The organism is Pseudonocardia ailaonensis (assembly GCF_039531635.1).
Classification (GTDB): Bacteria; Actinomycetota; Actinomycetes; order Mycobacteriales; family Pseudonocardiaceae; genus Pseudonocardia; species Pseudonocardia ailaonensis.
Window position 1 is genome coordinate 347,087 of sequence record NZ_BAAAQK010000001.1, and the last position, 20,582, is coordinate 367,668.

The 20,582-nt window shown below is 71.8% G+C and carries 21 protein-coding genes; 1 reads left to right on the plus strand and 20 read right to left on the minus strand.

Annotated features, from left to right (window positions below):
* Window positions 1–23: 23 nt before the first annotated feature.
* The 11 genes from ABD324_RS01545 to ABD324_RS01595 form a co-directional block, all read right to left on the minus strand.
* On the minus strand, window positions 24–1,220 hold the full coding sequence (locus tag ABD324_RS01545) for an iron-containing alcohol dehydrogenase (RefSeq protein WP_344411680.1): 1,197 nt from the start codon (window positions 1,218–1,220) through the stop codon (window positions 24–26).
* Complete coding sequence (locus ABD324_RS01550; RefSeq protein ID WP_344411681.1) at window positions 1,217–2,143, minus strand: TauD/TfdA dioxygenase family protein; 927 nt, start codon at window positions 2,141–2,143, stop codon at window positions 1,217–1,219. Before ABD324_RS01550 ends, ABD324_RS01545 begins: the two co-directional genes overlap by 4 nt.
* Complete coding sequence (locus ABD324_RS01555; RefSeq protein WP_344411682.1) at window positions 2,140–2,535, minus strand: 4Fe-4S binding protein; 396 nt, start codon at window positions 2,533–2,535, stop codon at window positions 2,140–2,142. The genes ABD324_RS01550 and ABD324_RS01555 overlap by 4 nt, the downstream gene beginning before the upstream one ends.
* The gene (locus ABD324_RS01560; protein ID WP_344411683.1) at window positions 2,532–4,139 is read right to left on the minus strand and encodes an FAD-dependent oxidoreductase; all 1,608 of its coding nucleotides are present in this window, start codon (window positions 4,137–4,139) and stop codon (window positions 2,532–2,534) included. Before ABD324_RS01560 ends, ABD324_RS01555 begins: the two co-directional genes overlap by 4 nt.
* Window positions 4,136–5,482 (minus strand): LLM class flavin-dependent oxidoreductase, encoded by a 1,347-nt coding sequence (locus ABD324_RS01565; RefSeq protein ID WP_344411684.1) that lies wholly within the window; start codon window positions 5,480–5,482, stop codon window positions 4,136–4,138. Before ABD324_RS01565 ends, ABD324_RS01560 begins: the two co-directional genes overlap by 4 nt.
* Window positions 5,475–6,818 (minus strand): LLM class flavin-dependent oxidoreductase, encoded by a 1,344-nt coding sequence (locus ABD324_RS01570; protein WP_344411685.1) that lies wholly within the window; start codon window positions 6,816–6,818, stop codon window positions 5,475–5,477. Before ABD324_RS01570 ends, ABD324_RS01565 begins: the two co-directional genes overlap by 8 nt.
* Entirely contained in the window at window positions 6,815–7,642 is an 828-nt protein-coding gene (locus ABD324_RS01575; RefSeq protein WP_344411686.1) for an ABC transporter permease, read from the minus strand. The genes ABD324_RS01570 and ABD324_RS01575 overlap by 4 nt, the downstream gene beginning before the upstream one ends.
* The gene (locus tag ABD324_RS01580) at window positions 7,639–8,433 is read right to left on the minus strand and encodes an ABC transporter ATP-binding protein (protein ID WP_344411687.1); all 795 of its coding nucleotides are present in this window, start codon (window positions 8,431–8,433) and stop codon (window positions 7,639–7,641) included. Before ABD324_RS01580 ends, ABD324_RS01575 begins: the two co-directional genes overlap by 4 nt.
* Window positions 8,430–9,470, minus strand: coding sequence for an ABC transporter substrate-binding protein (locus ABD324_RS01585; RefSeq protein WP_344411688.1), 1,041 nt, complete (start codon window positions 9,468–9,470; stop codon window positions 8,430–8,432). Before ABD324_RS01585 ends, ABD324_RS01580 begins: the two co-directional genes overlap by 4 nt.
* Before the next feature lie 34 nt (window positions 9,471–9,504).
* The gene (locus ABD324_RS01590; protein ID WP_344411689.1) at window positions 9,505–10,431 is read right to left on the minus strand and encodes a TauD/TfdA dioxygenase family protein; all 927 of its coding nucleotides are present in this window, start codon (window positions 10,429–10,431) and stop codon (window positions 9,505–9,507) included.
* Window positions 10,432–10,498: 67 nt separating this feature from the next.
* Complete coding sequence (locus ABD324_RS01595) at window positions 10,499–11,398, minus strand: TauD/TfdA dioxygenase family protein (protein WP_344411690.1); 900 nt, start codon at window positions 11,396–11,398, stop codon at window positions 10,499–10,501.
* 545 nt (window positions 11,399–11,943) lie between these two features.
* Here ABD324_RS01595 and ABD324_RS01600 point away from each other — a divergent pair.
* Window positions 11,944–12,387, plus strand: a complete 444-nt coding sequence (locus ABD324_RS01600; protein WP_344411691.1) for an RrF2 family transcriptional regulator — start codon at window positions 11,944–11,946, stop codon at window positions 12,385–12,387.
* 744 nt (window positions 12,388–13,131) lie between these two features.
* Here the strand turns inward: ABD324_RS01600 and ABD324_RS01605 are convergent.
* The 9 genes from ABD324_RS01605 to ABD324_RS01645 form a co-directional block, all read right to left on the minus strand.
* Window positions 13,132–13,539, minus strand: a complete 408-nt coding sequence (locus tag ABD324_RS01605) for an effector-associated constant component EACC1 (RefSeq protein ID WP_344411692.1) — start codon at window positions 13,537–13,539, stop codon at window positions 13,132–13,134.
* 626 nt (window positions 13,540–14,165) lie between these two features.
* Window positions 14,166–15,419 carry a DUF932 domain-containing protein gene (locus ABD324_RS01610; RefSeq protein ID WP_344411693.1) on the minus strand — a complete coding sequence of 418 codons (1,254 nt, stop codon included), beginning with the start codon at window positions 15,417–15,419 and terminating at the stop codon, window positions 14,166–14,168.
* Between the two features lie 443 nt (window positions 15,420–15,862).
* Window positions 15,863–16,369: a hypothetical protein gene (locus ABD324_RS01615; protein ID WP_344411694.1), complete on the minus strand. Its 507-nt coding sequence runs from the start codon at window positions 16,367–16,369 to the stop codon at window positions 15,863–15,865.
* Between the two features lie 134 nt (window positions 16,370–16,503).
* The gene (locus tag ABD324_RS01620) at window positions 16,504–17,409 is read right to left on the minus strand and encodes a bifunctional DNA primase/polymerase (protein WP_344411695.1); all 906 of its coding nucleotides are present in this window, start codon (window positions 17,407–17,409) and stop codon (window positions 16,504–16,506) included.
* 168 nt (window positions 17,410–17,577) lie between these two features.
* Window positions 17,578–17,814, minus strand: a complete 237-nt coding sequence (locus ABD324_RS01625; RefSeq protein ID WP_344411696.1) for a hypothetical protein — start codon at window positions 17,812–17,814, stop codon at window positions 17,578–17,580.
* Complete coding sequence (locus ABD324_RS01630) at window positions 17,799–18,695, minus strand: hypothetical protein (RefSeq protein ID WP_344411697.1); 897 nt, start codon at window positions 18,693–18,695, stop codon at window positions 17,799–17,801. Before ABD324_RS01630 ends, ABD324_RS01625 begins: the two co-directional genes overlap by 16 nt.
* Window positions 18,608–19,009 carry a ParB/RepB/Spo0J family partition protein gene (locus ABD324_RS01635; protein ID WP_344411698.1) on the minus strand — a complete coding sequence of 134 codons (402 nt, stop codon included), beginning with the start codon at window positions 19,007–19,009 and terminating at the stop codon, window positions 18,608–18,610. Before ABD324_RS01635 ends, ABD324_RS01630 begins: the two co-directional genes overlap by 88 nt.
* Complete coding sequence (locus ABD324_RS01640) at window positions 19,006–19,311, minus strand: hypothetical protein (protein ID WP_344411699.1); 306 nt, start codon at window positions 19,309–19,311, stop codon at window positions 19,006–19,008. Before ABD324_RS01640 ends, ABD324_RS01635 begins: the two co-directional genes overlap by 4 nt.
* A gap of 414 nt (window positions 19,312–19,725) precedes the next feature.
* Window positions 19,726–20,244 (minus strand): Rv3235 family protein, encoded by a 519-nt coding sequence (locus ABD324_RS01645; RefSeq protein ID WP_344411700.1) that lies wholly within the window; start codon window positions 20,242–20,244, stop codon window positions 19,726–19,728.
* Window positions 20,245–20,582: the final 338 nt, after the last annotated feature.

Genomic DNA, 20,582 nt, shown 5'->3' on the forward strand with positions numbered 1-20,582 from the left:
GCGGGCGTCGGGCGTCGGGCGCGTTACCATGCGCGCTGCAGGATCTTGAGGGCCTCGGGCTGCGACACTGGGCGCGGCCCTCGGTGGGCGACGAACTGGAGGAGTGCGTCGGCCGCGATCTCAGGCAGGCTGTCCTGCGGGATTCCGATGTCCCGTAGCCGGCTCGGCAGGCCGAGCTCGGCGACGAGCGCCGCGTAGAGCCTCGGTGCGTCGGCGGCGACGGCACCGTCCCCAGCACCGAGCGCCTGCGCGATCAGAATGTTCTCCCGGCCGGTCACCGGTTGGAGGAACTCCAGCAGGTGCGGGGTGAGGATCGCCGACGCGTGCCCGTGGACGATACCGAAGCGGGCACCGAGCTTGTGCCGCAACGCCGCGCCGAGGCCGGGCCAGGCGTTGTGCGCCCCGAACACGGTGAGCCACGCGGCGTGTTGCGCCCGAGCCCGGGCGTCCAGGTCCCCAGGATCGCGGTCGGACTCGCGCAGAGCGTCGGGCAGGGTGCGGAGCGCCTCCAGTGCGAGCGCGGTGGTGACGGGCTGGCGGCCCGCCGACACGATCTCCTCGATCGCGTTGTCGAGGATCTTGATGCCGCCGGACACCCAGATCTCCCGCGGCACCGCCAGTGTCGCGAACGGGTCCAGGATGACCGTGTCGAAGAACAGCGCCGGGTCGGTGTAGAGGTACTTCACGCCGAGCGAGGCGTGGGTGATGCCGGCGACGCCGGAGAACTCGCTGCCGGCGAGTGTGGTGGTGATCCCGATCTGCGGCAGCGTCCGCCCGCCGGCCGCACTGGCCTCGGGAACAGCCGCCGTGTCCGGCGCCGCCACCAACGACAGCAGCCGCTCCTCGCTGTCGAACCCGTGGGCCAGCAGCAGCACCACAGCCTTGCTCACATCCACCACACTGCTGCCGCCGACCACCAGCAGCGCGTCTGCCGAAACCCTGCGGGCCAGCGCCGCGGCCTCGAGCACGTCCTCGACGGGGCTGTGCGGGCGGACGCCGGCGAAGGTACCCGCGTGCCTTGTCCTCAGTGCCGCAACGGCATCGTCGACGAGCGGGGTGCCGCCGACCACGGAGGGACTGCTCAGCACGACGACCCGGGTCGCGCCGAGCCGGTCGACCGTGGCGCCGAGGCGATGCCGGGCATCGGTGCCGAAAAGCACCTGGTTCCAGCCGGGCGGGGTGAACCGGTCGCCGCCGATGCGCGGCAGGACGGCGGTCATGCGGCGGCCCGCCGGGCCGGGGTGTGCACGACGGAGAAGGTCGACGCGTCCCCGGCCACTGCCCGGGACTGCTCGCCGGCCACGTTCACCGGGATTTCGCCGGCGATCGTGACACGGCGCAGGAGCCGGTGCTCGCGGTAGTCCGACACCGCGTAGTGCTGGGTGGACCGGTTGTCCCAGATCGCGACGTCACCGGGCGCCCAGGTCCAGCGGACCGTGTTGTCGGGGCGCTCGACGTGCCGCTGGAACAGCGCCAACAGGTCCGCCGCGTCCCGCGCATCGACGCCAAGAATCCGGTCGACGAGCAACCCGAGCAGCAGCGCCCGCTCCCCCGTTTCCGGGTGCACGCGCACGACCGGGTGGTCCGTCACGAAAGCCGCGGTGTTCGAGGTCTGTGCGTAGGCGCCGGACTGGAAGAACCCGGCGTTCTCGGGCGCCTCGTGCGCGGTGTAGTCGAAGACGTTGGTGTGCCGGGCCCACAGCGACTCCGCCAGCCGCCGCAGCGGCTCCGGCAGGCTTTCGTAGGCCGCGACGGTGTCCGCCCACAGTGTATCCCCGCCGACGGCCGGCAGGCTCACCGCCCGCAGCACGGAGACCGACGGCGGCCGGTCGACAAAGGTCGCATCCGTGTGCCAGGCGTTGGCGCGCAGGTGGTTCGAGTCGATGGCGACGGTGTGGGCGGCGCCGTCGCCAATACCTTCGGCGAGCGGGTTCGCCGCGGTCGTGGGCCCGAGCAGGCCCGCGAACGCGAGCTGCCCGGCGTCGTCGAGGTGCTCCTGCCCGCGGAGGAAGACGACGCGGTGGCGCAGCAACGCGGTACGAAGCTGCTCCAGGTCGTCGGGCTCGAGGTCACCGCCCAGGGCGACACCGCCGACCTCAGCGCCCAGGCTGCCGTTGAGCGGGCGCACGGCGAGGGTGCTCATGGGAGGACCTGTCCGATCTCGTTGTTCTTGCTGCGCGCGGCGCTGGCCGCGGCGGAGATGTGCTTCTGCGCCAGCAGCGGGGTCGCGAAGGCCGCACGGGGCGTCTGCCCGCGGTTCCATCCCAGGTCGTCTCGGTACTTGCCGAGCATCCCGCGGGCGCCGACCTGCGCCTCGTCCCGCTGCCAGGCCCCCTCGGGCGCGGGTTCGGTGGAGGTGGCGACGAACAGCGCTCCGGTCGGGCAGTAGGCCTCACACATGAAGCAGGTCTGGCAGTCCTGCTGCCGGGCGATCACCGGGGTGCCGCCGGCGACGGCGTCGAAGACGTTGGTGGGGCAGACCTTCACGCAGATGTCGCAGTCCACACAGAGGTCGCCCGAGAGGATCTCGATCACGATGCCGCCCCGAGGAGCGCGTCCTGCTCCCAGCGGGTCCACACGTCGTCCAACCCTCCGGTGAGCAGCCTCGAGGTCTGCGCCGGGTCGATCCCCGGGAAGTCATCGCGGCGGTGCATGCCCCGGGTCTCGGTGCGCGCCAGGGCACTGGCGTACATCCACCGACCAGTCGCGGCGAGCGCCACCGCGGACCGTGCATGGCTGCGGCCGTCGGCGTCCGGCCCGAGGTCCACCGTGGACCTCCAGGCCGCGTCGAGCACGTCGAGAGATGCGCGGAGCCGGTCCCCCGCACGGAAGTAGTTCTTGGCCAGGGGCAGGATCTCGCCCTGGACCGCCCGCACGATCTCGCGGTGGTCCGTTCCACCGGTGCCGGCCAGGCCGGCCCGGGCCGTGTCGTGGGTGCGGACTGCCGCGGTGCCGTGGGCGCGCGCGTACCGGGCGGCGCCGGTACCGGCGAACGTGCCCGAGGCAGCTGCCCAGGCGATGTTGTGGCTGCCCCCGCCGGTGAACCCGCCGCAGATCAGCTGCCGGGTGGCCGCGTCACCGGCGGCGAACAGGCCGGGCACGCCGGTGGCGCAGTCGTCGGTGACGACGTCGATCCCGCCGGTGCCCCGGACCGTGCCCTCGAGGATCAGATCGACCTCGAAACGCTGCTTGCGCGGGTCGATGCCCAGCTTGTCGAGCCCGCCCATGAAGTTGGGCTGCTGCAGCCGCATCTCGTGCTCCACGGCGTCGTCGGCCTGGTCGAACACGCAGTAGACCGGCCCGTCGATCAGAGCGCGGGCGATCACCGAGCGGCCGCGCAGTACCCCGGCACCCTCGATCTCCGAGCCGTCCTCACGGGTGAAGGTGCCGTACGCGAAATGGGCGCCCTTCGACGCCGAGGTCCCCTTGGCGCCGAGGCTGTAGGCGTTGGAGAATTCCATCCCGGTCAGGTGGGCGCCCGCCTCGGCCGCGAAGAGGTAGCCGTCACCGGTGTCGACGTCGGTCCCGATGGCGTGCGAGAGGAACGCGCAGCCGCCGGTGGCGATCACCGTCGCCCCGGCCCGTACCCGGTAGTCGACCTGCTCCTGGCGGCGGCGCCCGTGCGCGCCGACGACGGCGCCGGAGCCGTCCGTGAGCAGCTGCAGCACCGGGCTCTGGTCGAGGATCCGCACGCCTGCCCGGCGAACCTGGCGGCGCATCACCCGCATCAGGTCCGGGCCCTGCAGGTGCAGGAAGTTCATCCCGCGCTGGTAGCCCATGCCGCCGGGGTTCTCGAGGTCTTCGCGGGGGCGCTCGGTGTCGGAGAAGGGGAAGCCGAAGGCGTCGAGCTCGCGCATCCGGACCCACACCTCGTCGAGCACCCGCTCGACCCAGGCCCGCTCGGCGAGGTCGCCGCCGAGCTTCTGCCGGCTACGCACCGCATGCTCGCGCTCCTCCTCCGTGGGAGGGACGTACCAGGCGCCGACCCCGGCGGCCGCCGCAGCGCCGCTGGTGCCGCAGTACCCCTTGTCGACGAGCAGCACGTCCGCCCCGGCCCGGGCCGCGCCGATCGCCGTCCACGCGCCGGCGGGTCCGCCGCCGATCACCAGGACGTCGCACACCAGGTCGAGATCGGTCACCGTCGCTCCTCTCCCGCCGTCACCGGCGAGGACTGGATGGGCACCTGCGGACGGGCGAGCCCGAGGTGGTTGCGCAGGGTCGTGCCGCGGTAGTCGGGGCGGGTCAGCCCGCTGCGCCGCAGCAGCGGGACCACGTGGTCGACGAAGTCGGTGAGGCCCTGCGGCAGATCGGCCGGCATCACGGTGAACCCGTCCGCGGCGCCGGCCCGGAACCAGGCCCCGAGCTCGGCGGCGATCTGCTCAGGAGTACCGACGACGACGCGGTGCCCGTGCCCGCCGGCGAGCCGCCCGAGCACCTCCCGCAGGCTCAGTCGTTCGGCTGCGGCCAGGCGCGTCAGCAGCCGGGCCCGGTGCTGCGGGGCGGACGGCGCGATGCGGGACAGGACGTCCGGGAACGGCGCGTCGAGATCGTCACCGCTCAGGTCGAGCCCGCCGAGCTGGTTGCGCAGCAACGAGATCCCGACCGCGGTGTCCGTGAGCGCGGCGAACTCGGCCGCCAGCCGGCGGGCGTCGGTCTCGGTCCCCCCGAGGATCGGGACGAGGCCGGGCAGGATCGGCACCGTGGCCGGATCGCGCCCGGCCACGGCGATCGCCGCCCGCAGCTCCACGGCGAAGCGCGCGGCCTCGTCGATCTCCCACTGCGCGGTGAACACCGTCTCGGCGAACCGGGCGGCGAGCCCGATCCCCGCCGCGGAGGAACCGGCCTGCACCAGCACCGGCCGCCCTTGGGGCGGGCGGGGCACGTTCAGCGGCCCGCGGACGGAGAAGTGCTCGCCGCGGTGGTCGAGCCGGCGGACCCGCGCCGGATCGAGGTAGCGGCCCAGGACCCGGTCGCGGACGAGGGCGTGGTCCGCCCACCCGTCCCACAGCCCGGTGACGACCTCGACGAACTCGTGGGCGCGCCGGTAGCGGGTGGCGTGGTCGGGCAGCTCCGCTGCGCCGAAGTTCTCCGCAGCGGCGGGGATCGAGGTGGTGACGACGTTCCACCCGGCTCGCCCACCAGAGAGGTGGTCCAGCGTGGCGAACTGGCGGGCGAGGGTGAACGGGTCGCCGTAGGTGGTCGACGCCGTCCCAATCAGCCCAATCCGCTCGGTGGTGCCAGCGAGGGCAGACAGGACGGAGACCGGATCGAGACGCTCCTGCACGTCCCGCTCCGCGCCCGCGGCGAGCACCGGGACGTCGGCGAGGAAGACAGCGTCGAACAGGCCGCGCTCCGCGGTACGGGCGAGCTCGGTGAACCATCCCAGGCCGTGGGCGCGTGCGGGATCGGTGCGGGGCGAGCGCCAGACGCCCTCGTGATGCCCGACGCCGTTGACGAACAGGGTCAGGTGCAGCTCAGCCAACGAGCTCCCCCGTCCGGACCGGGCGGAGCAGCCCGAGATGCTCGCGCAGCGTTGTGCCGGCGTAACCCTCACGGAAGATCCCAGCACGGCGCAGCAGGGGAACCACCTGCTCTGTGAACTCCTCCAGGCCGGCGGGCAGCACGGGCGGCATCACGTTGAACCCGTCCGCCGCGCCCGACCGGAACCAGCGTTCGATGTCCGCGGCGACCTGTTCGGGGGTCCCGACGATCACCCGATGGCCGTGCCCGCCGGCGATCTGATGCAGCAGCTGCCGCAGGGTGAGCCGCTCGCGGCGGGCGAGCCGGACGAGCAGGGCGAAGCGTGCCCGCTGCCCGCCCACCTCGTCCTCGGCGGGCAGGATCGCGTCGGGCACCGGGGCGTCCAGCGGGAGCTTGCGCAGGTCCACCCCTCCGAGCAGCCAGGACAGCAGGCCGAGCGAGTGTTCGCCACCGCCGAGGGCGTGCAGCGCGGACTCCCGGTGGCGAGCCTCCTCCTCCGTGGCGCCGAGCACCGGGATCAGGCCGGGCAGGACGAGGACCTCGTCCGGCCGGCGGCCGTGCCGCGCAGCCCGGGCCTGCAGGTCCCGGGTGAAGGCGAGGGACTCGTCGTGGTCGTACTGCGCGGTGAACACGAGCTCGGCGACGCGGGCCGCGAACTCCAGGCCGGGCTCGGACGCGCCGGCCTGGACCAGGACCGGATGACCCTGCGGAGGGCGCGGCACGTTCAGCGGACCCCGCACCGAGAAATGCGCTCCGCGGTGGCGGGACTCAGTGATCCGGGCGGGATCGGCGTAGCGGCCGGTCCCGCGGTCCCGGACCAGGGCGTCGTCCGCCCAGCCGTCCCAGAGACCGCGGGTGACCTCGACGAACTCCGCGGCCCGCGCGTAGCGCTCCTCGTGCGGACGCCGCGGCGTGACACCGTCGGGGCCCCCGAAGTTCTCCGACGCCTCCGCCTCGGCGGTCGTGACGATGTTCCATCCCGCCCGGCCCCCGCTGACATGGTCGAGCGAGGCGAACTGGCGGGCCACGGCGTAGGGCTCGGCGAAGGTCGTCGACGCGGTGCCGACCAGCCCAATCCGCTCGGTGCTCGCGGCCAGCGCGCCGAGCACCACCAGCGGATCCAGCTTCTCGTGCGGGTTGAACTCGACGATGTCCCGCAACGAGAGCTGGTCGGCGAGGAAGACGGCGTCGAACGCGGCGGCCTCGGCGATGCGGGCGAGCCCGGCAAAATGGGCCAGGCCGTGCATCCCCGCCGGGTCCGTGCCCTCGGCGAGCCAGGCCGCCTCGTGGTGCCCGACCCCGAGCGGGAACAAGGTCAGGTGCAGCTCGCGGCTCATCGCTTCCACCTCGAGAAATGCCGCTCCAGAGCGACCAGGGCGACGTTGAAGAGCAGGCCGATCACCGAGATCGTGAGGATGCCCGCGTACATCTGCGGAATCTGGAAGTTGAACTGGGCGTTGTTCACAAAGTAGCCCAGCCCCGCGGTCGCTCCCACCATCTCGGCCGCGATCAGCACGAGGATGGACGTCGCCCCGGCCAGCCGGATCCCGGTGAAGATCGCCGGCACCGCCGCCGGGAGGATCACCTTGCGGAACTGGGTGACCCGGCCCATCGCGAGCGAGCGCGCCGAGCGGATGAACAGCGGATCGACGTCCCGGACGCCGCTGATCGTGTTGAGCAGCACCGGCCAGAGGCACGAGTAGATGATGATCGAGACCTTGGACGTCTCACCGATGCCGAGGATGAGGATGAACACCGGCAGCAGCGCGAGCGCCGCGGTGTTGCGGAAGAGCTCCACGACGGGATCGAGGAGCCGGGCCAGCCAGCGGTAGGAGGCGATCAGCAGGCCCAGCGGGATCCCCACGGCGACGGCGACTGCGAAGCCGCCCAGTGAGCGGGCGAGGCTGACCTCGACGTTCGGCCACAAGGTGCCGTCCGTCGCGAGCTCCCACCAGGTCTGCAGCACGACGGAGAAGGGCGGCAGGAAGGTGGAGTCGACCAGGCCGGAGCGTGGGAGGAGCTCCCACGCCGCCACGAGCAGTGCGACCCCCGCGACCGGGAGCAGGACCCGGCCGCTGTCCAGCGCCCGCCTCCGCTCCTGCTCCTGCTTTGCGGAGGTCTCGACGGTTGCGGCGGGTCGGGTCTCGAGTCCGGCACTCATGCCGCCACCTCCCCTGCCGTACCACCGTGCAGCAGGGTCCAGATGTGCCTGCGGTGCGCGGCGAACTCCGGCGCCGACCGGGTGTCCACCCCGGCGGCCCAGACGTGGTCGGGCAGGTCGACGTCGACCACGTCGGAGATCCGGCCGGGACGCGGGCTCATCACCGCGACACGCTGTCCTAGGTAGACGGCTTCGTCGATGCCGTGGGTGATGAAGACGACCGTCGTTCCGCTCTCGCGCCACAGCCGGCGCAGCTCCGCCTGCAGACCCTCCCGGGTCTGGGCGTCGAGCGCCGCGAACGGCTCGTCCATCAGCAGGATGCGGGGCCCGTGGACGAGGCTGCGCGCGATCGCGACCCGCTGCTTCATGCCGCCGGAGAGCTGGTGGGGATAGCGGTCCTCGAAACCGACGAGACCGACCCGGTCGAGCTGCTCGCGCGCGAGCCGGGCGCGTTCGCGGCGCGAGTGCCCGCCGGCCTCCTCGAGGCTGAGCTCCACGTTCTGCTGTGCGGTGCGCCAGGGGAACAGCGCGTACTGCTGAAACACGATCCCGCGGTCCAGCCCCGGGCCGCGCACGGGCTCGCCGTCGATCCTGACCTCGCCGCGGGTGGGCGTGGTCAGCCCGGCCACGACGTCGAGCAGTGTCGTCTTGCCGCAACCGCTAGGGCCCACCACGACCAGGAACTCCCCCGCTCCGACGGCGAGATCCACACCGGACAGCGCGACCGTCGGTGTCCGGCCCCGGGATCGGAACTCGTGGGTCAGGCCCGCGACCTCGATCCGCGGCGTCATCCGCGGGTCCCGTTGAGGTCGTTAGTGAACACGTCCGCGACCTTCACCTGTCCCGGCTTGAGCGTCCCGTAGGTCTCCAGCCAGTTCAGCCACGGGCTGAAGTCCGCGTCGGAGAGGGTGCCGTGGGGGGCGGTGAGGCCGGACCCCTTCCAGGACTTCAGCGCGGCGGCGGCGTCGGCGCGGCCGTGCTCGTTCAGGTACTTCGTGTAGACGTCGAGGATCTCCTGGGTGGAGTGGGCCTGCGACCAGTCGATGGTCTTCGCCAGCGCGCCGACGAGGTGCTTGGCCTCTGCCGGGTGCTCCCCGATGAACTTGTCGCTGAGGATGTACGAGCCGGAGGTGAATGGGCCGTAGACGTCGAGGTCACTGAACAGCTTGTTCAGCCCGCCGCGCTCCAGCGCCGCGAACTGGAAGGACACCGAGAGCCCGACCGCATCGACCTGCTTCTGCCGCAGTGCCTGCTCGGCCGACGCCAGCGGGATCGGCACCAGCGTGACCTTCGCGATCTCCTCCTTGGAGAGTCCGCCCTTGGCCAGCCACTCCACGAGCACCGCCTCCTGCAGGGCACCCTTGGTGTTGACCCCGACGGACTTGCCGATGAGGTCGCGCGCCGAGCGGACCGGGCTCGACTCCAGGCTGTAGAACCCGGTGTTGTTGTCCTGGTTGGTGCCGGTGAACCCGATGACGGCCTTCACCTTCGCACCGGACGCGGCCAGGCTCAGGATCGACCCGTTGAACGCGGCGCCGATCGTGACGTCGCCCGTCGCCACGGCCTGGATGCCGGCCGGGCCGCCCTGGACGTCCCCGACCCGGTTCGGGGTGAGCGGGGCCAAGTAGCCGAGGGCATCGGCGAGCTCCGGCAGGTTCACCAGGCCCGGGGTGGTCTGGAAGCTGATCGGTAACGCGGTTGCGGCGGCCGCGTCGGCGGACCCCGCCCTGGCCACGACGTCGCCTCCGGAACCGCTGCCGCAGGCCGTGAGCGCCACGGCGAGCAGGGCGGTCAGCCCAGTGACGAGAGAGCGGGTTCTGGTGGGCACGATGTCTCCTGCGGGCGGGGTTCGGGAAGGGGGATCAGACGGTGGCGGGGGCGCCGTTGCGGGCCCGGCTGCGGGCCTCGTGCCATGAGAAGCCGGTCACGGTGCGGCTGGTCTCACCGGCGACCGAGACCAACGGCCGGCCCTCGACCGTCACACGGCGGACGGCGCGGTGCAGACCCTCGTAGTCGTAGAGCGCGTAGTGCTGGGTGGCGCGGTTGTCCCAGATGGCGACGTCACCGGGCGCCCATCGCCAGCGCACGGTGTTCTCGGCGCGGGTGATGTGGCTCTGGAACAGCTCGAAGAGGCGGGCGGAGTCGGCGCGCTTCACACTCCGGATGCCATTGACGAAGGCGCCCAGGGCCAAGGCCCGCTCCCCCGTCTCGGGGTGGACGTGGACGACCGGGTGCTCGGTCACGAACTCGGTCCGGCGGGTCCGCTCCTTGTTCTGCTGCACCGCTTCCGAGTCGTCCTCGATCTGGTCGGTATAGTCGAACGCGTTCGTGTGCGCGGCCCACAGCTCGTCCGCCAGCCGTTGCAGGACCGGGCCGAGGCTCTGGTACGCGGTCACGGTGTTGGCCCATTGGGTGTCGCCGCCGTACGGCGGGATGGTGATCGCCCGGAGCACCGAGAAGGCCGGCGGCGCATCGGTGAAGGTGACGTCGGTGTGCCAGAGGTTCGCCCGCTGGCCGCGCTCGGAGTCGATCTCCAGGACGTAGTCGGCACCGTCGACGAACTCGGCGACCGGGTGCCCGGTCAGCGGGCCGAGCCGGGCGGTGAAGCGCTCGTGGGCGGCGTCGTCGAGGGCGTGCTGGCCGCGCAGGAACACGACCTTGTGCTCGAGGATCGCGCCCCGGATCACGGCGACGGTCGCATCGTCGAGGTCCGCGGCGAGATCGACACCGGTGATCTCGGCACCGATCCGGCCCGCCACCTTCTGCACATCGGGTACGAACGTGGTCATCGGGATGCTCCAGGGATGATCGCCCGGCCGGCGGTCGCCGGTCGGTGGTGGGTGCGGAGGAGAGGTCTCAGCCGGCGGCGGCGAAGGCCGAACCATCGCCGCTGAGGGCGACACCGCGGCGTCCGTCGACCGACAGCGGTGCCTCCCCGTCGACGGTGACGCGGTGCATGACCCGCCGGAAGTCATAGTCCGCTGCGGCGTAGTGCTGCGTTGCGCGGTTGTCCCAGATCGCCACGTCACCGGCGGACCACCGCCAGCGCACGGTGTTCTCAGCGTTCTCCACGTACGCCTGCAGGAGGCCGTGGACCAGCGCGGCCTCCTTGCCCGACAGGTCCTCGAACCGGCGCGCCGTCAGCCCCAGCAGCAGCGCCCGCTCACCGGTCTCGGGATGGACGCGGACGACAGGGTGACGAGCCGAGAACACGATCTCCTCGAGCCGCTCCGCGAGCGACGACGACCGCCGGTCACCGCGCAGCACGTAGTCGTTCGCGCTACTGTGGACGGCCCACAGCTCGTCCGCGAGCGCCCGCAGTGGGCGGGGCAGCCGGGCGTACGCCGCCACGGTGTCCGCCCAGAGCGTGTCGCCGCCGGTCGTGGGCACCGACACCGCCCGCAGGACGGAGAACGCCGGCGGCCGCTCGATGAACAGGACGTCGGTGTGCCACTGGTTGGCCCGGATCTCCAGGGAATCGAAGCGGGTCACCGGATCCGCCGCCTCGAAGCCGTTCAACAGGGGGTGCGGGGTGACCGGACCGAGCAGCCGGGCGAACTCGGTCTGGCCCCGGTCGTCCAGATGGCTCTGGTCCCGGAAGAACAGCACACGGTGACGGTTCAGGCCCTCCCGCAGGGTCCGCACGGTGCCGGGGTCGAGATCGGCGTCGAGCCTGACTCCGGAGATCTCTGCACCGAGGGCACCGGTGACCGGGGTGAAGGTGAGCGGGGGTGCCGCGGGTTCGATCGAGGTCATGGGTCGGTTCCTTTCGCCGCAGGACATGCGGCAGCGGTCGACTGGCAGCGGAGCGCCGCTGCACGAGGCCCGGTCACCGCCCGAGCATCGGCACGGGGAAGGGAGCCGGCCGACGGTCGGTCACGCCGGGGCTCGACGCCCGGACGGAGCGTCAGGCGCGGGAAGACCGCAGACAGAAGCCGTCGAACAGATGGATGCGCCGGCCAGGCCAGAAGGCATCCAGCAGCATGCGGCACGCAACTCGATCGCCCTCGGCGCGAACAGGATCGGGTCCACGACGCACGGCGACCTCCTCCCGGCCTGCTCGGGGCACCCGTCCGGGCACCCACTGGCATTGTCGACTGACTTGGTCGACTATAAGGACACGCATCGGAACCGGTCAACCCACTGCCGAACAGGTGACTGTCTGGTGCGTCACGCGATCGTGGCATCCCGGCTCGCGTACGTCACGCTCGACCACGAGCCGCGTCGGCGCCATCACGGTCCGCATCCACAAGCGACCCCGGTAAGGTCGTCATGCTCCCCATGTGAGGACGGAAATGTCGATGCACCTCTCTGCGAAGGCCGACTACGCGCTCCGGGCGACGATCCATCTCGCCGGTGCGCCGGCCGGCCCGGTGAAGAGTGAGGTGATCGCCGCTCAGCAGGAGATCCCGCAGCAGTACCTGGAGAGCATCCTGGGCGAGCTCCGCCGCTCCGGGTTCGTGGTGAGCCAGCGGGGCGCCCACGGCGGCTACTGGCTCTCGCGCCCCGCATCGGAGATCTCGGTGGCGGACATCGTCCGGACCATCGACGGTCCGCTCACGACGATCCGGGGCAAGCGCCCCGAGGACATCACCTACGCCACGGCGGCAGAGCCCCTCGGCGCGGTGTGGCGGGCGGCCCGCAACAGCCTCCGCGACGTCTTGGAGGCGGTGTCGCTCGCTGATGTCGTGACCGGGACCCTCCCCCACGAAGTTCACCGGCTGAGCCGGCTCGGCCTGGACTGATCGACGTACCCTTCGACACAGAGGCACCGACGTGCCTGGCCGGTCGGCGGTGCGAGGGCCTCGCGCCCGAGGAGGCTCAGGGAACCTGGCCGATACCCAGGACGTGAGTGCTGATGCCTCCTGCACCGGGCAGGTACGGCCTGCTCCAGCCAGGCGAACCGAGCAATGCCACACATAGCCGCGACCGCCCTCAGCCGGAGTCCGAAGCGGAAGCCTCGACTGCGGCGGTGACCAGCTCACCGATCCAGGACGCCGGACGACGTCCGGCAGGGGCGGCGGCTCATCGATCCGCGCGCGCTCGCCTCGCTGAAGCGGACCTTCACTACCGCCGTCCGGATCTGGGAGACGGCGAAGTTGATCTGCGCGGAGCGCAGTACGCGAGCGATGTGCCCCGTATGCACCCCATACGACGGTCCTGTCGGTCGCCGTCGCAGGTCAGAGGTGTGGAGCGGACGAGCAGGTTTGTAAGCCGGACCAAGATCGAGACCTCGGGAGCTATCTCGGCACCTCTGGAAACCTGCTGCGACCTGGAGAAACGGCGGATCTACGCGGCATCGTCTCGCACTGCTTTTCAGCGCGTTGTGCCCTGTCTGCGGCCCCAGTTGAACTCCGTCAGCACGTCGAGCCGTGTTCGACCGTGGGGTGAGGCAGTCCAGCAGTTGACCCAGCGGAGGGAGACCTCACCCAAAGGCAGGCTCGGCGCTGGGTCTCGCCGACCTGCTCCGGGGTGGCTTCGACGGTCGACTACTCCCCGGGGTTGCGGACAACCCACTCGACCAGCTCGTCAGTATTCTCGGTTTCCCGGGTCACCGTCGCCGTGGCCGCCGCGGTTTCCGATCCTCCGACCGTCCCAACTGTCACCTCAGTGTTCGATGGTCGACTGCTTACCCACTCGATCAAGACCTTTCCGAGTGCGCCCACGTGGTCGCCTGGTGGCAGCGTGACACGAATGGCATCTGTCGGCGGGTGATCAGCCCCCTCAGGCGCGAGTACCAGTTGAACCTGCGCATACCTGCGCAGGTGGCTATCGGCGACAAGCGCATCGTGCAGCGATAAGGCGTCGTCGATGAGCGCAGTGAGGCGAAGCTCGATACAGATCACCGAGTGCTTGGCTTCTCTCATATTTCTCTCGCTGCCGCTGTTGACGAGCACCACTCTCCGTTACGTGCACGCATCTCCCCGCCAGCCGACGGCGACAATTGTGTTCCTATAGCTCGCCCTACGCTGCGGCACGTTACAAACTGCCCCCGGTCACCTCGCTGCCTTGGCGCAGAGGGAGCTGCCCTCGGGGGAGGTCGCATCCCCCGAGGACAGCGGCCTCGCTCAGAAGGAGGCTCGAGGTCGGGGATCGTCGCCAGCGCGCCCGCGACCGTCGCCGCGGGACCAGCCTCGACGTGCAGCAGGTCGGTGAGCTCGCAGAAGGTGCCGAACTCGGTGTCGGTCATCGCCGCGAAGAGGTGGGAGTCGAGTCGGGTGCTGGTCAGCTGGTCGGGGGTGAGTGCCATCGTGTCCTCCGGTGGTCGGTGCGGCTGGAACGCGGCGTGCCTCAGCGGGGCGGGGGTGGGGTCCCCGCAGGGGACGGGCGGGGGTTCTGGCTGGCTCATCCCGGCGTGACCACCCCTCCCCCCACTCCCGGCCGACCTCGAGACGCTGCCGCGGTCTCGGCGGGATGGGTCGGCCAGGTTCATCGCCCGCTCGCCCCACCCCCGTCCTGCTGACCTCCGGGCGGTCCAGCCGTGCCGGCCACCGGAGGACACACCCAGCCACGACGCCCGGGCTCACCCACCCGGCCAGCAGCGTCCCGGTCCGACACCGGGGCCGGCAGCGCCACGGCTGCCGGCCCCGGTGCCGGGTCGGTGGGCGCGGGTGGCGTGGGCTGCGGCGAGGGTCATCGCGCGCAGGCCCTGGCGTTCCATCTCGTGGGCGGTGTCGGCGTCCGGGGTGAGCTGGGCGGCGGAGGTGACCGCGTGCAGGACCCCGCCGGAGGTGGGGTCCCCGCCGGCAATGAAGTGGTTGAGGATGAGGTCCTGCTGCTCGGTGGTGAAGTGCAGGGTGCGGGCGACGTGCTCGATGGTCTCGGCCGGCTTCCGGATCTCGACTCCGGCGTCGGCGGTGATCTCGGCGATCTGAGCGCGGACGAAGTCCCGGTCCAGGAAGGTCGCGACGGCATCGCGGGCACGTTTGGTCACCACCTCGAGTGCGGCGCGCTGGGTGTCGGCGGCCCAGCGGATCTGCCCGGCAGGCAGCTTCCCGCCCAGGTGCACCTCCTTGAGGACGTGGCGGGTCAGGGTCATGCCGTTGTTGCAGATCTGCACGGTGATCTGCGGGGCGATCTTGAACGAGCCCGCGCCGGTCTCGGAGTTGGACAGGACGAAGCCCGCCCAGACGAGGGGGTTGTCGCTGCCGCGGGCTCCGGTGAACGGGGACCGGTAGTTCTCCAGCAGCGCGGGGGCGTGTTCGGCGATCTCGGTGGAGCGAACCTTGAGGTACATGTGGGTCTCGGTGAGATCGGCTGAGGTGATGTCGACGGCGGCGCCAGCGGCGCGGATCCCTGCCAGGGCGGTCATCAGGACGTCGAGGTTGTCCACGATGCGGTACGAGTCCGACAGCACCGCCCGGAGCACCCCGGGGCGGCCGGCGCCGGTGTCGTGGAGGGCGCGGATGAGGAAGCGGCGATCAGGCTGGTCGGCGAGCCAGGCGTTGACGTTGGCGTCGTAGAGGTCGGGCTTGGTGTGGCGGAGCCGCCGCAGATAGGCCAGCGGGATGCCGAGCTTGGCGGCCAGGTCCCCGTCGGCGGCCGAGGTCGGGGTGAGGGTGGCGTCGCGGCGGGTCACCCCGTCCAGGCTCAGGCTGTGGTCGCCGCCGGCCAGGAGCAGGTCACCGCCGAAGGCCCGGAGGTCGCGGGCGGGGGCGACGACGTCGAGCTTGACTTCCTGCTGCGCGCGCAGGACGTCGACGATCTCGGGGAGGCGGGCGTTGCGGCCGACCAGAAGATCCGTGCCGGCGGGGTCGGTGGGGTGGGTGTCGGACATGGCGAGCTCCCCGGTGCAGGAGGCGGGCGCCCCCGGAACTGTGGCTCGGTGGCCGGGTCCGGGAGCGGTCTCACCGTGTGGTGAGGCGTGACTCGCCCGCATCCCCAGGCCGTGGCGGGGCGGGGCCCCGCGCTCGCCCGACCGGCGTGAGATCACCCCACCACCCCGACCGCAGCCAACCAGCCCGGGCTGGTGATCTCACCCGGTCGGCGCGGGCAAGCGAGGCATCGACCACCAAGCCACGGCCGGGGTGCAGAGTCACCACGCCCTCACCACCCGGGACCGATCCCCGACCACACCGCCGCCCTCCGGGTTGACGCCTCGCATCGACCGGATCAACCGATGACTCGCGCGCACCCAGAGCTCGGCCCTGCGGGGTCGATCCCGGCTCCCCACGCTCACCACCCCGCCTCTCGCGGGCGGCCGCGCGCACAGGGGCCCGATCAGGCGCTGTCCTTCGCCGCTTCGCGGGCGTTGGCCTTGGCCGCCTTACGCAGCGCGGTCAGGGTCTGACCCGCCAGGGCCTTCGACGCGACCGAATCGCCGATCTGACGAGCCGTCATATGACCGCGCCCCGCCGGGGCGAGATACACCTCGCCGTTCAGACCGGTGAGGTACACCAGGCTCGACGCGACGCGGGCGAACCGGGTCCGCCCACCCCGGCGCACGCCCTCCCACCGCTCCACCCGCTGCGCAAGCAAACAGCAGGTGCAGGCGAGGCGGCGGATGAACAGACCCTCGTCATCGACCTCGCTGAAGTGGATGCCGGCCTGGCGGATCGTGGGGAACAGGTGACGGCCCCGTTCCCGACACGCCAGGACCTCGTCGGAGACCCCGTCGACGTAGAGATCGACATCGTCCTCGGAGGCCTTCACCCAGCCCGCGTTCTCCTGCTCCTGCTGCTCACCCTGGATCGACAGCGCCGCCGTCGTGGTGTCCTTGCTCGCCAACATCATCTCCTATGTCGTGACATCGTCACCGTCGTGGTGATCGTCCGATCTGGATCACGGTAACCCGCGACCCGCCGGCCGCGCCCGATCGCCGCACCGGCTCGCCGATCAATACGGCGCACCGCCGGCATTCGTTACGCCCGCACTCTTGTGATCCGTCGTGGGCGGCGCATCCCGAACTTCAGTCCGTCGCGGATGTCGCGGTCGATCTCGCGGACGCTGGTATCGGCGCCGAGGTGGTTCGAGGCCGCGTCGAGGAGCGCGTTGTGGGCGGCGGTGTGGTCGAGTTCGCCGCCGGCGACGAGCTGGCCGAGGACGCGCGCTGCGCGCAGCCGTGCGGTGTGCCGGGTTCCGGACCGTGCCGCGGCCATCGCGGTGAGCTCGCGGTCGACGATCGCGGCCAGGTAGGCGCCCGCCCTGCGGGCCGGCAAGCGACCGTCTGCGAGCCCGGGAGCACCCTCGTCTGAGTTGGCCGGTAGGAGTAGCTCGGTGATCCAGTCCGGGAGTTCCGCGATCGGCTCGTCGTTGCCGCGATAGGTGCGGCCGTCGTGGCGACGGGATCCGGCGGCGAGGACGTAGCCGCCCGCACCGCGGGTGTCGATCTTCCACCCCAGCCGGCCCTGACTGTTGCGCAGCTCGACCCCGTAGGGCATCCGGAAGTACAGGTGAGAGCCCCCGCTCGGGGTCGAGACGCTCAATGTCGTCGGGACCTCGTGTCGGTGGAAGTGGGCGAGGCGGGCGAGCACGTCGGCGCCGCCATGGCAGCCGGCGAGGTGCGGGGGCGGCCGGTCATCGGGTCTGTGAGCGGTGTCGAGGTCGACGACGAGGATCCGGCTGCGCCCGACGGCCAGGCCGATGTTGTACGGCCTGGCCGTCCACCAGCGGCGCACCGTCGCCGGGTCGGTGCTGGCCGCGGTCTCCCAGGCCTCGACGGCCGGGGTCTTGCCACCCGGCCTCACGGGGAACACGTGGAGGCCCGCGGCGGCGGCACGTTCCGCGGCCGCGAGCAGCGCTCGGCGGTGCGGTGCACGCGTGGTCATCTTCAGGCTCCTTCCGGGGGCGCCGCAGCCTGCTGCGGCGGGTTCGCGCGCATCGTCCGCGGCGACGAGGGCGGGAGGGTGGTGCACCGTGCAGCACGGTGCACCACCAGGTCAGACGCCCGGTCGACCGGACCCGCCCGTCGGCGGGCGGGTCCGGCCTGGTGACCGTCAGGCAACGGCCGGTTGGCCGTCCGGGTCGTCCGGCGGCGGGGTCGCTTCGTCGATTACTGCTCCATCGGGGTCGGAGGGATTGGTGGGATCGAGACCGGCGGCGCGGCGTTCGATGTCAGCCAGCGAGTAGCCCCAGGTCTGCATCTGGGTCAGGTAGCGGGCGGTCTGCTCGTCGACATGACGCCAGGTGTGCGGCCCGGCATTGGCCTCCCATCCCGTCAGCAGCGCCGCCACCGTGAGCACCGTCGCCCGCTTCGCGGTCCCGCCCTGGATCGCTCGACGACCTGGCCCAGCTGTTCACGACCACGGCTGTAGGCCTCCGCGGTCGGTTCGTGCCCGAGCAGCTCACGCAGCAGCGGCCACCCGGCCTCGAGGGCCTGGCGGACGGTGTGGTCGGTGCTCAACAGTGCCACGGCGATGAACTTCTCCGCCTCGGCCGGTGGGGTTCGTCGGGCGGTGAACTCCTTGAGCCAGGTGCGGCGCACCGTGGTGGCCGAGCGCCACGCCTTGTTGTTCTCGATCACCTCCCGCCGCTGCCGCGACGCCTCCTCCCGCTCCTCCTCGCTCGCGGGACGCTTCTGTTCCCCTGCACCGGTGGGCCGCTGGTCGGGGTCGAGATGGCCGTGCGCGACGAGGTCGCGGCGCACGAACACCGGCTCGGCCGCGCGGCGCCCGTCGGTGTATCCCCAGCTCAGGAACGCGGCGTGCCCCGGGCAGGCGGTGTGCTGGTCGAGGTCGAGCTGGTGGTTGTCCAGCCGCCCCGCAGGCCACGCCATCTCCTCCCGCGCCACCACCGTCACCCCGGCGGCGTCCAGGGCGGCGCGGGCTGCGTCGAGCGACCGCTGCTCGGCGCGGTCGTCGCGCAGCCGCTGCACCGCGTGCTCGAACCGGCCAGACTTGGCCGCCGCCACGATCGCCTTCGCCGCCTCGGCGTCGTCGTCGAACTCGGCGACCGCGGCCGCCTGGTCCAGGGTCAGGAAATCCCACCGCTGCGTCGCCCCGGCGGCGAGCTCGGATCCGGCGATCTTCAGCCCGTGCGGACCTCCGCGCGGGGATGCCCGGTCTTCTTCGCGATCGCGGAGGCGGAGACGCCGAAGGCGGCGAGCTGTTCCCACCCGCGGACCCGCTCCGCGACGGTGAGGGCTTCGCGGCGGTCGTTCTCCACGATCTGGTCCACCAGCCGGTCCACGTCGGCCGGGGAGTCGGCCAGCCACACCGGCACCCACGCCAGCCCGGTCTCCCGCGCGGCCAGGGTGCGGCGCTGCCCGAACTCCACCACCAAACCCTCGTCGCCGGGGTAGGCCACGATCGGCTGCAACACCCCCCGCTCACGCACCGAGGCGACGAAAGCGGGGTCGAGGCGGGCGTCGGTGCGGACATTGTCCCGCAACGCCAACGCGTCCGGGTGCACCAGCAGTGCGACGCTCACCGCACACCCCCAGCGGTGATGATCAGCGTGACCGAGGCGTCGTTGAGGTGCTGCACCGGGTCCGCCGGGCGGTACCCGTCACGGTCGACTACCGGGCACAACGCGGTCCCGTCGGAGGCGTGCGACCAGCGCGGCAGCCGGGCGGGGGTGATCCAGTTGACCGGCGCGACCGGGCGGGCGGCCTCGCCGCACTCCGGGCAGGCGGCCTCGCCGCACTCCGGGCAGGAGGTGGCGAAACCTCCGGCCGCTGCCGCGGCGGCGGTGTTGGTGTCGCGGGTGTCGAGGTCGTCAGCGTGATGCATGGTGTTGTCTCCCTTGGCCGGATAGCGGGGCGATCGGCGAATGCCGCATCGCCGTGGGAGCGCCTCGGCTGCGTCGCAGGGACCCGGGACCAAGCCGGAAGCTGCAAGAAGCTTTCGGGCGATAGCGGACCCGAAGGGCCGAAAGGATCTCTGCCGCGCAGGCTTTGTCCCGCGGGGCCGACGCAGCCAAGCTCCGGCCAAGACGCTTCTCGACAAGATCAGCCCGCCCGCAGGGCGGTCCGCCGGCCACCCCTCGGCCCATGAGGCGGCCCTGAGCCTCCCCTGAGGGCGGGACGGCGCCGGCACGCACTTCCGCCGGCGACATCCCAACCCGGACAACACAGTCCGCCAGGTCGACATCGCGCCGCTGACCGGGCAGAGGACACCCGTCCCCCACCCGGTCTCGCGTCGGGCTCACAAGATCCGGACCGTGCGACACACCCACTGCCCCGACTCGGCAGGCGTGAACGATGCCGCCAGCGCCCGGAAGCGTCCGCCGAGGCGGACCAGCGCGGCCACCTCGACCGCGCCCTCGTGCGGCTGCGCCGGATGCACCCGCAACAGCCTTGCTCCGCCGTTATTCCCGCCACGCAGCGGCCGGACCGCGGCGATGTAGCGCAGCACCATCGGCTCCGCGAGCTCGGCGAGCTGCTTGGCTGCCCGGCGCTGCGCCAGCACATCGACCAGCAACCCGACCGTCCGAACCGCGGTCCGCAACGCCGCCGGATCCGGCTCCACGTCCGCCACCAGAGGCCAGGCGACCGGGACGGCCTTCTCGTGCTGGTGCTCCCAATGCCCGCAGTGCTGGCACGGCTCGGACAGTTCCCGGCCGTCGAGCACCACGGTGCGCAGCACCGGAATCCTCAGCTGCTCCCGCAGCTCGTCCTGGGTGAGCTCCCGACGGATCTCCTCACGATCGACAGTGGTGGACATTGGCGGCCTCCCGAACGGGTCGACAGCCAGCCCGAAAGATTGGGGCACTTGCTCTTCGATCTGGTGGGGCTGGCTGCGGGGCGCGGTGCGAAGCGCCCGCCCTTGCCGTTCGCGCCCGACTCCGCCCGGCGAGGCTCACGCGCAAGGGCGACCCGCAGGGTCGTCGCCGCAGCAATGCCGCGAAGTTAGAAGCTTCTCCCCAGGTCAAGAGCTGTTCGCAGTAGTTGTTCGAGCAGGGCGGGCAGCCCGAGCGGACCAGCGGTCGGACGCGGGTGGGCGGTCCGGTGATCGGGTGGCCGCGTGAGAGAAGCCGTCTGCCGATCCTGCCGGTGAGTCGA

Excerpts from the sequence above, each read along its gene's own strand:
- ABD324_RS01545 (WP_344411680.1), bottom strand. The coding sequence starts at position 1,220 with ATGACCGCCGTCCTGCCGCGCATCGGCGGCGACCGGTTCACCCCGCCC.
- ABD324_RS01550 (WP_344411681.1), bottom strand. The coding sequence starts at position 2,143 with ATGAGCACCCTCGCCGTGCGCCCGCTCAACGGCAGCCTGGGCGCTGAG.
- ABD324_RS01570 (WP_344411685.1), bottom strand. The coding sequence starts at position 6,818 with ATGAGCCGCGAGCTGCACCTGACCTTGTTCCCGCTCGGGGTCGGGCAC.
- ABD324_RS01575 (WP_344411686.1), bottom strand. The coding sequence starts at position 7,642 with ATGAGTGCCGGACTCGAGACCCGACCCGCCGCAACCGTCGAGACCTCC.
- ABD324_RS01580 (WP_344411687.1), bottom strand. The coding sequence starts at position 8,433 with ATGACGCCGCGGATCGAGGTCGCGGGCCTGACCCACGAGTTCCGATCC.
- ABD324_RS01590 (WP_344411689.1), bottom strand. The coding sequence starts at position 10,431 with ATGACCACGTTCGTACCCGATGTGCAGAAGGTGGCGGGCCGGATCGGT.
- ABD324_RS01595 (WP_344411690.1), bottom strand. The coding sequence starts at position 11,398 with ATGACCTCGATCGAACCCGCGGCACCCCCGCTCACCTTCACCCCGGTC.
- ABD324_RS01600 (WP_344411691.1), top strand. The coding sequence starts at position 11,944 with ATGCACCTCTCTGCGAAGGCCGACTACGCGCTCCGGGCGACGATCCAT.
- ABD324_RS01610 (WP_344411693.1), bottom strand. The coding sequence starts at position 15,419 with ATGTCCGACACCCACCCCACCGACCCCGCCGGCACGGATCTTCTGGTC.
- ABD324_RS01620 (WP_344411695.1), bottom strand. The coding sequence starts at position 17,409 with ATGACCACGCGTGCACCGCACCGCCGAGCGCTGCTCGCGGCCGCGGAA.
- ABD324_RS01640 (WP_344411699.1), bottom strand. The coding sequence starts at position 19,311 with ATGCATCACGCTGACGACCTCGACACCCGCGACACCAACACCGCCGCC.
- ABD324_RS01645 (WP_344411700.1), bottom strand. The coding sequence starts at position 20,244 with ATGTCCACCACTGTCGATCGTGAGGAGATCCGTCGGGAGCTCACCCAG.